The sequence below is a fragment of the Nocardioides sp. genome, from assembly GCF_035547795.1.
In the GTDB taxonomy this organism is placed as follows: Bacteria; Actinomycetota; Actinomycetes; order Propionibacteriales; family Nocardioidaceae; genus Nocardioides.
The window spans coordinates 1-11729 of sequence record NZ_DASZUF010000166.1 but is presented as its reverse complement, the minus strand read 5'-3'; the positions used below and the strand labels follow the sequence as shown (position 1 = coordinate 11729).

Genomic DNA, 11729 nt, shown 5'->3' with positions numbered 1-11729 from the left:
GGGCAAAGGGTTACGGCGGTCATAGCGAAAGGGAAACACCCGGTCCCATCCCGAACCCGGAAGTTAAGCCTTTCAGCGCCGATGGTACTGCAACCGCGAGGCTGTGGGAGAGTAGGACACCGCCGGACAAACACTCACGCGTAGGGGCCACGTTCTCGTGGTCCCTACGCTGCATTTAGCGTGTCGATGTGCGCCCGTTGCTGGCGCCGCGCGCTTCGGGAAGGAAGGCTTGGGTCCATGGCAGAGGATCGAAAGGGCGGTCGCGGCGGCGGCCAGCGGCAGTCGTCGACGGGCTCGACGCAGGGCGGCTCGCGCGGCGGCAGTCAGGGCGGCAGGACCGGCGGACGTAGCGGAGGCGCCCCCCAGCGAGGCGCAGGCAAGCCGGGGCGGTCCGGGGCGGACGGGCCCCGGGCCGGCGGCGGCGCGCGTAGCGCGGGCGCGACCGGTGGGAAGCCTCGTAACGCCGTCGGTGGCAAGCCGCGCGGAGCGGCCGGTTCCGGCACGTCCGGCAAGCCGCGTGGCACCGGTGCGAGCAGTGGGAAGTCGCGGAGCGCAGCCGGGGGCCCGGCGCGCACGTCGGGCGGTAGCCGGTTCGCCGGCAAGTCGACGGAGAAGCGCGCCGGCAACCGGTACGGCGCCGAGCGCCCCGACCGTCGCGTCGCGGGGCCCGAGCCGGAGCCGCGGACGGCGGAGCAGGCGGCGTACGACGGGCCGGACCTGCCGGAGCACATCACCGGCAAGGAACTGGACCGCGGCGTGGCCGCGCAGCTCAAGGGCCTGCCGGAGAAGCTGGCGGCCCGGGTCGCGCGACACCTCGCGGCCGCGGGCTACTACATCGACGAGGACCCCGAGCTGGCCTACCAGCACGCCAAGGCGGCGAAGGCGCGTACCCAGCGGCTCGCGGTGATCCGGGAGGCGCTGGGAGAGGCGGCCTACGCGGCCGGTCACTATGCCGAGGCGCTGGCGGAGCTGCGGGCGGCGAAGCGGATGAACGGCGCGACGGCGTACCTGCCGATCATGGCCGACTGCCATCGGGCCCTCGGCCACCCCGAGCAGGCGATCAAGCTTGCCCACAGCCCCTCGGTGGCCAACTTCCGGCCGGAGGCCAAAGCCGAGATGACGCTGGTCGAGTCGGGAGCCCGCCGTGACATGGGCCAGCTGGACGCGGCGCTGCGGATCCTGGAGCTGGCGCCGCTGGCCAACAAGAGCCGGGCCCCCTGGGTCGTGCGACTGCGCTATGCGTACGCCGACACGCTCGAGGCGGCCGGCCGGCTCAACGAGGCGCTGACCTGGTTCCACCGCACCCACGCGATCGACGGCGAGGAGCTGACCGACGCTGCCGAGCGGGCGGCGGATCTGGAGCGCCGCATCGGCGACTGATCTCGGCCTGATCCGCGCGGAGGGCGCGGTTGCCTTGGCATCCCGCGCCCTCATGCGTCACAATGGCCTCACAACTACACACGTGTACTTTCACCGTTGACTTGTTCCGAGGAGACCGCTGGGGAAGGCGTCGCTCGCGCCGGAACGAAGGAGACCAACGGTGACTGCATACACGACCACGCACAGCGCCACCCGCACCGCGACGAGGGGCGTGCTCTACGTGCACTCCGCGCCGTCCGCGCTGTGCCCGCACGTGGAGTGGGCCGTCGGCGGTGTCTTGGGCGTTGCCGTGAACCTCGACTGGACGCCGCAGCCGGCCCAGGCGGGGACCTATCGCGCCGAACTGTCCTGGACGGGTTCGGTGGGGTCGGCTGCTGCCGTCGCATCGGCGCTCAAGGGCTGGAACCACCTGCGGTTCGAGATCACCGAGGAGCCGACCTCGGGCTCGGAGGGCGTGCGGTTCTCCTACACCCCGGAGCTCGGCGTCTTCCACGCCGTCACCGGGCTGCACGGCGACATCATGATCCCCGAAGACCGGCTCAAGGCCGCGGTGGTGAAGTCGGCGCTGGGCGAGACCACGCTGATGATCGAGATCGACAGGCTGCTGGGCAAGCCCTGGGACGACGAGCTGGAGACCTTCCGCCACGCCGGCGAGGGTGCCCCGGTGCGCTGGCTGCACCAGGTGGTCTGACCGCACGTACGACGCAGAGGCGCCGCCGAGCAACCGCTCAGCGGCGCTTCTTCGCGTGGTGCTTGTGATGATGCTTCTTGTGATGGTGCGGCTTGGCGAGCTTCACCGTCACCGGCGCCAGCACCGTCGTGGTGGTCGGGTCGACGCCGTCGGAGGTGTAAAGCGTGCCGTGCAGGGTGAACGTGCCCGCCGGGCTGCTGGGTCGGCAGAGCGTCATGTGCTTGGTGCCGGTGGTCGGGTCGGCGCCGGAGAGGATCACGTCCGAGCCCTGTGAGGTGCCGTGCTTGTCGGTCAGGAACGTCTCCAGGTCCCAGTCGTCGCCGGGGGGCACGGTGATGCTGTAACCGTACGAGTACGCCGAGCAGCCCTTGCGGAGGACCTGGTTGCCCATCGACAGCTGGCCCGAGGGCTGGACCGTCGCGGCCGGCGTCGTACTGCCTCCGCCGAGCAAGCCGAGGAGGCCCCCCAGCGGGTCGGAGCCGCCGGCGAGCAGCCCGCCCAGCAGGGCGAGCGAGACCACGCCGCGATAGACCTGGCCCGGTCCTCGGTGTCGCATGGTTCCTCCCGTCGCGTCGCGGCCGTCACGGTGTCCAACGCGACGGTGCCCCGTGTGGTTACGGCCACACGGGGCACCGATGGTGCTCGGGAGCGGTCAGAGCGGGATGTTGCCGTGCTCCCCGCGCAGGACGCCCGCGGTCTGGACAGCCTCGTCGAGGGCCGCGGCGATGGCCGAGCGGGTCCGCTCCGGGGAGACGACCTCGTCCACCACGCCGATCTCGACGGCGCGCTCGACGCCGCCGGCGATCCGCTCGTGCTCCGCGGCCAGCTCCGCCTCGACCTGCGGCCGGATGTCGGGGGAGACCTCGGCCAGCTTGCGCCGGTGCAGGATCCGGATGGCGGCGACCGGCCCCATCACCGCGACCTCGGCACCCGGCCAGGCGAACACCTTGGTGGCACCCAGCGAGCGGGCGTTCATCGCGATGTAGGCGCCGCCGTACGTCTTGCGGGTGACCAGCGTGACGCGGGGGACCACACACTCCCCGAACGCGTGCAGCAGCTTCGCACCGCGGCGCACCACGCCGTCCCACTCCTGCCCGACACCGGGCAGGTAGCCGGGCACGTCGACGACCACGATCAGCGGTACGCCGAAGGCGTCGCACATCCGCACGAAGCGGGACGCCTTCTCCGCCGACAGCGAGTCCAGGCAGCCGCCGAGCCGCAGCGGGTTGTTGGCGATCACACCGACCGTGCGGCCCCCGAAGCGACCCAGCGCGGTGACCACGTTGGGCGCCCACCGGGCGTGTAGCTCCTGGACAGTGCCCTGATCGAGCAGCCCCTCGACCAGCGGATGCACGTCGTAGGCACGCTTCTTCGACTCGGGCAGGTACTGTTCGAGGTCGGTGTCGGCCACCGCCGTGACGTCCAGGCCGCCCTGGCTGCCGAGCAGGCCGGCTACGTCGCGAGCCCGGTCGAGCGCATCCCGCTCGCTGTCGGCGAGGATGTGGACCACGCCGGAGCGACGGCCGTGCGGCTCGGGTCCGCCCAGGCGCAGCATGTCGACGTCCTCGCCGGTGACCGAGCGGACCACGTCCGGGCCGGTGACGAAGATCCGGCCCTCGGGCCCGAGGATCACCACGTCGGTCAGCGCCGGGCCGTACGCCGCCCCGCCCGCGGCGGGCCCGAGCACCACCGAGATCTGCGGGATCTGACCCGACGCCTGCGTCATGATGTGGAAGATCCGTCCGACGGCGTGCAGCGAGAGCACCCCCTCGGCCAACCGGGCGCCGCCGGAGTGCCACAGCCCGATGATCGGGACGCGGTCGGTGAGTGCCCGGTGATAGGCATCGACGACGACGCGGCAGCCCTGGTCGCCCATCGCCCCGCCCATCACGGTCGCGTCGGAGCAGAACGCCACCGCGGGCGTGCCGTCGACGGTGCCGTGTGCGGCGAGCATGCCCGAGTCGTCCAGCGGCGAGATCAGCTGCAGCGAGCCCTCGTCGAAGAGCGCCTCGAGTCGGTGCAGCGGATAACGCGGATCCTCCTCCCGAGGAGGCTTCGCCGCGGACCGAGCCGTCACCGTCATCAGATGCTCCCGAAGGCCACGGCCACGTTGGCGCCGCCGAAGCCGAAGGAGTTGTTCAGCGCGGCGATGTCGCCGGCCGGCAGCTCACGGGCGGTGGTGGCGATGTCCAGCTCGACCTGGGGGTCGAGGTCGTCCAGGTTGATCGTCGGCGGCGCCACCCGGTGGTGCAGTGCGAGCACGGTGGCGATCGCCTCCAGCGCGCCGGCGCCGCCGAGCAGGTGTCCGGTCATCGACTTGGTGCTGGTGACGACCACCTCGGAGACGTGCTGACCCAAGGTGGCGTGCAGCATCAGGCCCTCGGCGATGTCGCCGAGCGGGGTGGAGGTGGCGTGCGCGTTGACGTGCTTGATCGCCGAGGCGTCGATCTCGGCCTCGCGGAGCGCGCCCAGGATCGCCCGGGAGCCGCCACGACCGGCCGGGTCGGGCTGGGCGATGTCGTGCGAGTCGGCGGTGACGCCGGCGCCGAGCACCTCGGCGTAGATCCTCGCGCCGCGCGCCTGGGCGTGCTCGAGTCGCTCCACGACCAGGACGCCGGCACCCTCGCCGAGCACGAAGCCGTCGCGGGCAGTGTCCCAGGGCCGGCTGACGGTGGTCGGGTCGCCGCCCTCGGGACCGGACGCAGTCTTGGAGAGCGCCATCATGTTGCCGAACGCGGCGATCGGCAGCGGGTGAATGGCGGCCTCGGTGCCGCCGGCAAGCACCACGTCGGCGCGACCGAGCCGGATCTGGTCGACCGCGTGCGCGATCGCCTCGTTGCCCGAGGCACAGGCCGAGACCGGCGTGATGACGGCGGCGCGGGCGCCGACGTACAGGCTCAGGTTGGCGGCCGGCGCGTTCGGCATGAGCATCGGCACGGCCAGTGGGGAGACGCGGCGTGGGCCCTTGGCGAGCAGGGCATCGTAGTTGTCCAGCAGCGTGGTCACGCCGCCGATGCCGGAGGCCATGGCCACGCCGACGCGATCGCCGTCGAGCCCGGCCTCCTGCGCCGTACCGGCGAACCCGGCGTCCGCCCAGGCCTCCATCGCGGCGACCATGGCGAACTGGGCCGATCGGTCCAGCCGGCGGGCCTTGACCCGGTCGAGCACCTCGCTGGGCTCCACCGCGATCCGACCCGCGATCTTCACCGGCAGGTCCTCGACCCACGGCTCCTCGAGGGCACGTACGCCGGACCGCCCCGCGACCAGGGCGTCCCACGTGCTGGTGACGTCGCCGCCCACCGGGCTGGTGGTACCCAGCCCGGTGACGACGACTCGCGTGCGACCCATCAGGCCTGGGCGCGCTCGATGAACGCGACCGCGTCGCCGACGGTCTTGAGGTTCTTGACCTCGTCGTCGGGGATGGAGACGCCGAACTTCTCCTCGGCGGCGACGACGACCTCGACCATCGACAGCGAGTCGACGTCGAGGTCGTCGACGAACGACTTGTCGAGCTGGACGTCGGCGACATCGATGCCGGCGACCTCGTTGACGATCTCGGCGAGGTCGGCGCGGATCTCTTCGGTGGTGGCCATGATGACCTTTCTTGTTGGTGTGGGGTGACTACTACGGAACGACGACGACCTGGGCGGCGTAGACCAGCCCGGCGCCGAAGGCGATCAGGAGCGCTGTGTCTCCGGAGCGGGCCTCACCCTGCTCGATCATCCGCTCGAGGGCAAGAGGGATGGAGGCTGCCGAGGTGTTGCCCATGGTGGCGATGTCCCGGGCGATCTTGACCGACGCCGGGAGCTTCATGGTGCGGGCCAGCGCGTCGATGATCCGCATGTTGGCCTGGTGCGGGACGAAGCAGTCCAGCTCCTCGGCGGTGATGCCGGCGCGGTCGAGCGCGTCCTGGGCCACCTTGGCCATCTCGAAGGCCGCCCACCGGAAGACCGGGTTGCCGTCCATCGTCAGCCAGGGTCGCTCGGTGTCGCCGTCGGCGAGTACCTCGAGCCAGTCCTTCTTCTGGGTGATCAGGCCGGCCTGCTCGCCGGCCGACCCCCAGACGACCGGGCCGATGCCGGGCGTCTGGCTCGGGCCGACGACCGCCGCACCGGCGCCGTCGGCGAAGATGAACGCCGTACCGCGGTCGCGCACGTCGGTCAGGTCGGAGAGCCGCTCGACGCCGATCACCAGCACGTGCCGTGAGCTGCCGCCGCGGACGAAGTCGGCGGCCATGGCGACGCCGTGGCAGAAACCGGCGCAGGCCGCCGAGATGTCGAACGCGGCCGGGTGGTCGGTGCCCAACTCGTCGGCGATCAGCGTCGCCGCCGACGGCGTCTGCAGCATGTGGCTGACGGTGGCCACGATGACGCAGTCGATCTGCTGCGGCTCGAGACCGGCGGCCTCGATCGCCTGCCGTCCGGCGGCGACCGACATCATCTGGACGGTCTCCTCGGGCGTGGCCCAGCGACGCTCGACGATGCCCGAGCGGGTGCGGATCCACTCGTCGCTGGAGTCGATCAGGTCGACGATCTCGCTGTTGGGGATCACCCGGCTGGGGCGATAGCCGCCCACGCCGAGGATGCGGGCGTGCGGTGCGCCGACCGAGGCCTGCAGCGCGCTCACAGCGACGCCTCCGGGTGCAGGCGCAACAGCGGCTGGCCGGGGGAGACCAGGTCGCCGTCTTCCACCAGCCACTCGACCACCTGGCCGCCGTGGGCGGCGGGTACGCCGATCCGCTCCCGCAGACTGGCGATCTCGCCGATCACCGTGCCCGCGGGCAGGACGGCGACGTCGCGGGCCGCGTCGGCCAGATGGAAGGTGCCCTTGGCGGGCGCGACCACCATCCGCCACGTCGGCGTGGTCTCGATCCGACTGGCCTCGCCGTGCTTCTCGCAGAACGCGCGGGCGTCGTCGAGCTGGTCGGGGGTCTTGAGCGCGAACGTCTCCACCCCGGGCAGCTGTCGCTTGGCGATCGCGGCCAGGGTGCCGGCCGGCGGCATCTCCAGCAGACCGGTGACGCCGAGGTCGGTCATCGTCTCCAGGCACAGATCCCAGCGCACCGGTCGGGCGATCTGGCCGATGATCCGGGCGAGCACGTCGCGGCCGTCGTGCACCACCCGGCCGTCGCGGTTACTGATCACCGCGGTGCGCGGGTCGTGCACCGAGACGCTGCGGGCGAGGCGCTCGAGCCGGGCCACGGCGGGCTCCATGTGGCCGGTGTGGAAGGCGCCAGCGACCTTGAGCGGCATCAGCCGGGCCTTCGCGGGCGGATCGGCGGCGAGGGCCGCCAACTGCTCGAGAGTGCCGGCCGCTACCACCTGGCCCGGGCCGTTGTCGTTCGCGGCGACCAGGCCGTGCTCGGCCAGTCGGGCCAGCACCTCCTCCCGGTCGCCACCCAGAACGGCGGTCATGCCAGTCGGCGTGGTCGCGGCGGCGTCGGCCATCGCGCGGCCGCGCTCGCGGACCAGGACCATGGCCTGCTCGGCGCTGATCGCCCGGGCGCCGGCGGCGGCGGTCAGTTCGCCGACGCTGTGGCCGGCGACGGCGCCGACCATGCCGAACGCGTCGGCCGGGTGCGGGTAGAGGCTGAGCGCCGCGACCAGACCGGCGCCGACCAGCAGCGGTTGGGCGATCGCGGTGTCACGGATGGTCTCGTCGTCCGCCTCGGTGCCGTAGTGGGCCAGGTCGAGACCGGCGACGGTGGAGAGCCACTCCAGACGGGCGGCGAAGGACGGGTCCTCCAGCCACGGCTTCAAGAACCCCGAGGACTGAGCGCCCTGCCCGGGCGCGACGATGACGAGCACGGGTTCCACTCTGCCGGTCTACCTCGGGGTAGGCGCGGACGGCGCGCACGAAACTCCCGCCGAGAGATTTGTAGGAAACCTACAAATCAGGCCTCGGACTGGCGACCCAGCACCAGGGCGATCTCCAGGGCGAACGCGTCCCGCGCCTGGGTGGGTGTGTAGCCGGTCACCTCGGCCACCTGGCGCAGCCGGTAGCGGATGGTGTTCGGGTGCACGAACAGGGCCCGGGCGGCGCCCTCCAGGCTGCCGCCGCTGGCCAGGTACGCGCCCAGCGTCTCCACCAGCGGGCTGCGTGCGCGCAGCGGCTGGTAGACCTCCTCCAGCAGGTGGCGGCGGGCGTGTCCGTCCCCGGCCAGCACCCGCTCGGGCAGGAACTCATCGGCCAGGGCCGGCCGGGGAGCGTCGGTCCAGCCCGGCGCCGCCCGGTACGCCGCCAGCGCGGCCCGCGCCGAGCCGTGCGCCGCGGTCAGGTCGGCAGCCACCGGCCCGACCACCACCGGACCCTCGTCGAACAGGTCCACCAGCGTCGTGGCCGCCTTGCGCGGGTCACTCACCTCGCCCAGGACGACCACCAGGCGCTCGCCCTGGACGGCGCACAGCGCGTGCAGACCGGCCACTCGGGCCCGGCGCCGTACCTCCTCGAAGAGGTCGGTGTCATCGCGGTGGCGGGGCGCGCGGCCCAGCACCACCGCGATGGAGCCGCGGGCGCTCCAGCCCAGCGCGCTGGCCCGACCGAGCAGGGCCTCGTCGGGGTCGGCGCGCAGCACCGCGTCGACCACGAGTGCCTCCAGCCGGGCGTCCCAGGCGCCGCGCTGCTCGGCGGCGCGGGCATAGACCTCGGCGGTCGCGAACGCGACCTCGCGGGCGTAGCGCGACACGCCGGCACGCGCCGGCAGGACGTCCTCGGGGTCGAGCAGGTCGTCGAGGCTGCTCTCCACCACGTCGATGGAGAGCCGCACCAGGTCGACGGTCTGCTGCAGCGTGATCGCGCCGGCCATCGCGCGCGGCGCGGCGCCGAAGATCGTGGAGGCGAGATCGGCCTTGACCGCCTCGCCCGGGCCTCCGGCGGCGTACCACTGCACGAAGCCCTGGATGCCCGCCTGCACCATCAGGCCGACCCAGGAGCGCTCCTGCGCCGGGAGCGCGCGGAACCACGGCAGGTCGTCCTCCATCCGCGTGGTGGCCGCGGTCGCGAGCTGACCCGTCGAGCGCTGCAGCTGTGCGGCGCCGGGTACGGCGGGGCCCTTCCGGGCGGGTGACGACGTCACGAGGCGAATCCTGCCATTCCCGGACGCCGAGAATGGGCCATGGTTGAATCGGGCACCACATCGGAACCGCCGAGGGGAAAGTGATCCCGATGCCGACGACGCAGTTCGTGACGATCCACGGCCACCGGCGCGCCTATGCGCTGGGTGGCCGGGAGTTCGGCACCGCGCCCGTTCTGCTGCTCCTGCACGGGCTGGGCTGCAACCGCCACACCTGGGACCCGGTGTGGGACGCCCTGGCGCGGCGGTACACCCTGGTCGCGCCCGACCTGCTCGGACACGGCGAATCCGACAAGCCGCGCGGTGACTACAGTCCCGGCGGCTTCGCCAACGGGATGCGCGACCTGATGACGGTGCTCGGCATCGACCGGGCCACGGTGGTCGGGCACAGCTTCGGTGGGGCGGTGGCGATGCAGTTCGCCTATCAGTTCCCCGAGCGCACCGAGCGGCTGGTGCTGGTCGACCCGGGCGGCCTCGGCCGCGAGGTGACGGTGTTGATCCGAGCGCTCGGCCTGCCCGGCTACCAGCTCGCGCTGGGGGCGCTCACCGCGCCGGTGGTGCGGCAGGTCAACACCGCTCTGCTGCGGTTGCTGGCCAGGTCGGGCGTGCGCGAGCTGCGCGATCTGGGCGAGGTCGCCGACATCGTGGAGTCGCTGAAGGATCCGCGGGCTCGCTACGCGGTGCACAAGCTGGTCACCGGCGTGATCGACTGGCGCGGCCAGAACATCAGCATGCAGGACCGCGCCTACCTCACCGAGGCGATGCCGCTGTGCGTCCTGTGGGGCGCCGACGACCGGGTCCTGCCGGTCCGGCACGCCGCGATGGTCTCCACGATCGCGCCGGCCGCGCGGGTGGTCGTGCTGGAGGACGCCGGTCACTTCCCGCACAAGGACCATCCCGAGGAGTTCGTGGAGCTGGTCGACGACTTCATCGCCTCCACCGTCCCTGCGACCTACAGCCGCGCCAAGTGGCGTCGGCTGCTCAAGGGCGGGGGTCCCAGGCTGCTGGAGCCCGTCGCCCCCGCCTCCGAGCTGGCTTGAGCGGAGCAGGCGTCAGGCGTCGCCGCCCTCCTGCTTGATGCCCTGAGTGGCGGTCGGGTCGTCGATCCGGTACGCCGCGAAGGCCTTCTCGACTAGCCCGGGGTCGATCTCGCCGGCGTCCGCCAGCGCCTGGAGCGCCTGGACGACGACGGACTGGGCGTCGATCTGGAAGAACCGGCGTGCGGCCGGGCGGGTGTCGGCGAAGCCGAAGCCGTCGGCGCCCAGCACCCGGTAGTCCTCCGGGACCCAGCGTGCGATCTGCAGCGGGACCGCTCGCATGAAGTCCGAGACCGCGACGACCGGGCCGGTGGAGCCGCTCAGCTTGTCGGTGACGTACGCCGTACGCGGCGTCTCGCCGGGGTGGTTGAGGTTCCACTGCTCCGCGGCGATCGCGTCGCGGGCCAGCTCGTTCCACGACGTCACCGACCAGGTGTCGGCCTGGACGCCCCACTCCTCGCGGAGCAGGCGGGCGGCCTCGTCGATCCACGGGTAGCCGACGCCGGAGGCCAGCAGGCGGACCCGCGGGCCCTCGCCCTCGGCACGGGTGACCTGGTGCAGGCCCTTAAGGATGCCCTCGACGTCAACGCCCTCCGGCTCGGCGGGCTGGGAGACCGGCTCGTTGTAGACGGTCATGTAGAAGATGACGTTCTCGCCCTGGCCCTCGGGGCCACCGGTGCCGTACATCCGCTCGAGGCCGCTCTGCATGATGTGCGCGACCTCGTAGGCGAACGCCGGGTCGTAGTGCACGACGGCGGGGTTGCTGGCGGCCAGCAGTGGACTGTGGCCGTCGGCGTGCTGCAGGCCCTCGCCGGTCAGCGTGGTGCGACCGGCGGTGGCGCCGATCAGGAAGCCCCGGGCCAGCTGGTCGGCCATCGCCCAGATCGAGTCGCCGGTGCGCTGGAACCCGAACATCGAGTAGAAGATGTAGAACGGGATCATGTGCACGCCGTGCGTGGAGTACGCCGAGCCGGCGGCCGTGGCCGAAGCCATCGCACCGGCCTCCGAGATGCCCTCGTGGAGCATCTGGCCGTTGGTCGCCTCCTTGTAGGAGAGCAACAACTTGCGGTCGACCGACTCGTACTGCTGACCGCCCGGGTTGTAGACCTTGGCGGAGGGGAACATCGAGTCCATACCGAACGTGCGGTACTCGTCCGGGGCGATCGGGACGATGCGGTTGCCGAGCTCCGGGTCCTTCATCCAGTCGCGCAGCAGGCGCACGGTCGCCATGGTGGTGGCGACCTTGTTCTTGCCCGATCCCTGCTTGAGGTCGCGGTAGACGTCGTCGCTCGGCAGGGAGAGCGGCGTCGCCCGCAGCACCCGGCGCGGCACCGAGCCGCCGAGCTGGCTGCGCCGCTCGCGCATGTACTCCATGTCCGGGTGGTCCTCGGCGGGGCGGAAGAACGGTGCCGCGCCGGTGGCCTCGTAGGTCTCCTCGAGGTCCTTGTCCGAGATCGGCAGGTAGAGGCGGTCGCGGAACTTCTTCAGATCCGCCATCGTCAGCTTCTTCATCTGGTGGGTGGCGTTCTTGCCCTCGAGGGCGTCGATC

General features: G+C 72.1%; 11 protein-coding genes and 1 rRNA gene. 4 read left to right on the top strand and 8 right to left on the bottom strand.

Annotated features, from left to right (window positions below):
• Positions 1-11 precede the first annotated feature (11 nt).
• From rrf to VHA72_RS11385, 3 genes are all read left to right on the top strand, one after another.
• Positions 12-128 (top strand): 5S ribosomal RNA (gene rrf, locus VHA72_RS11395).
• A 109-nt stretch (positions 129-237) separates the two neighbouring features.
• Entirely contained in the window at positions 238-1380 is a 1143-nt protein-coding gene (locus tag VHA72_RS11390) for a tetratricopeptide repeat protein (protein WP_325575271.1), read from the top strand.
• A 160-nt stretch (positions 1381-1540) separates the two neighbouring features.
• Positions 1541-2071 (top strand): DUF3145 domain-containing protein, encoded by a 531-nt coding sequence (locus VHA72_RS11385; RefSeq protein ID WP_325575269.1) that lies wholly within the window; start codon positions 1541-1543, stop codon positions 2069-2071.
• A 37-nt stretch (positions 2072-2108) separates the two neighbouring features.
• Here the strand turns inward: VHA72_RS11385 and VHA72_RS11380 are convergent, their stop codons facing one another.
• The 7 genes from VHA72_RS11380 to VHA72_RS11350 all read right to left on the bottom strand — a co-directional run bounded on the left by VHA72_RS11380 (position 2109) and on the right by VHA72_RS11350 (position 9146).
• A complete protein-coding gene (locus tag VHA72_RS11380; protein ID WP_325575267.1) occupies positions 2109-2627 on the bottom strand; it encodes a hypothetical protein in 519 nt (172 codons plus the stop codon).
• A 96-nt stretch (positions 2628-2723) separates the two neighbouring features.
• A complete protein-coding gene (locus VHA72_RS11375) occupies positions 2724-4154 on the bottom strand; it encodes an acyl-CoA carboxylase subunit beta (protein WP_325575265.1) in 1431 nt (476 codons plus the stop codon).
• Positions 4154-5419 (bottom strand): beta-ketoacyl-[acyl-carrier-protein] synthase family protein, encoded by a 1266-nt coding sequence (locus VHA72_RS11370; protein WP_325575263.1) that lies wholly within the window; start codon positions 5417-5419, stop codon positions 4154-4156. The genes VHA72_RS11375 and VHA72_RS11370 overlap by 1 nt, the downstream gene beginning before the upstream one ends.
• Positions 5419-5664, bottom strand: a complete 246-nt coding sequence (locus VHA72_RS11365) for an acyl carrier protein (protein ID WP_524538592.1) — start codon at positions 5662-5664, stop codon at positions 5419-5421. Before VHA72_RS11365 ends, VHA72_RS11370 begins: the two co-directional genes overlap by 1 nt.
• A 31-nt stretch (positions 5665-5695) precedes the next feature.
• Positions 5696-6697, bottom strand: a complete 1002-nt coding sequence (locus VHA72_RS11360) for a beta-ketoacyl-ACP synthase III (RefSeq protein WP_325575261.1) — start codon at positions 6695-6697, stop codon at positions 5696-5698.
• A complete protein-coding gene (locus VHA72_RS11355) occupies positions 6694-7878 on the bottom strand; it encodes an acyltransferase domain-containing protein (RefSeq protein ID WP_325575259.1) in 1185 nt (394 codons plus the stop codon). Before VHA72_RS11355 ends, VHA72_RS11360 begins: the two co-directional genes overlap by 4 nt.
• Before the next feature lie 86 nt (positions 7879-7964).
• The gene (locus VHA72_RS11350; protein WP_325575257.1) at positions 7965-9146 is read right to left on the bottom strand and encodes a PucR family transcriptional regulator; all 1182 of its coding nucleotides are present in this window, start codon (positions 9144-9146) and stop codon (positions 7965-7967) included.
• An 89-nt stretch (positions 9147-9235) separates the two neighbouring features.
• Here VHA72_RS11350 and VHA72_RS11345 point away from each other — a divergent pair, with 89 nt between their 5' ends.
• Positions 9236-10183 carry an alpha/beta fold hydrolase gene (locus VHA72_RS11345; RefSeq protein ID WP_325575255.1) on the top strand — a complete coding sequence of 316 codons (948 nt, stop codon included), beginning with the start codon at positions 9236-9238 and terminating at the stop codon, positions 10181-10183.
• 12 nt (positions 10184-10195) lie between these two features.
• Here the strand turns inward: VHA72_RS11345 and VHA72_RS11340 are convergent.
• Positions 10196-11729 (bottom strand): transketolase-like TK C-terminal-containing protein (locus VHA72_RS11340; protein ID WP_414689794.1); only part of this gene is annotated, 1534 nt, incomplete at its 5' end.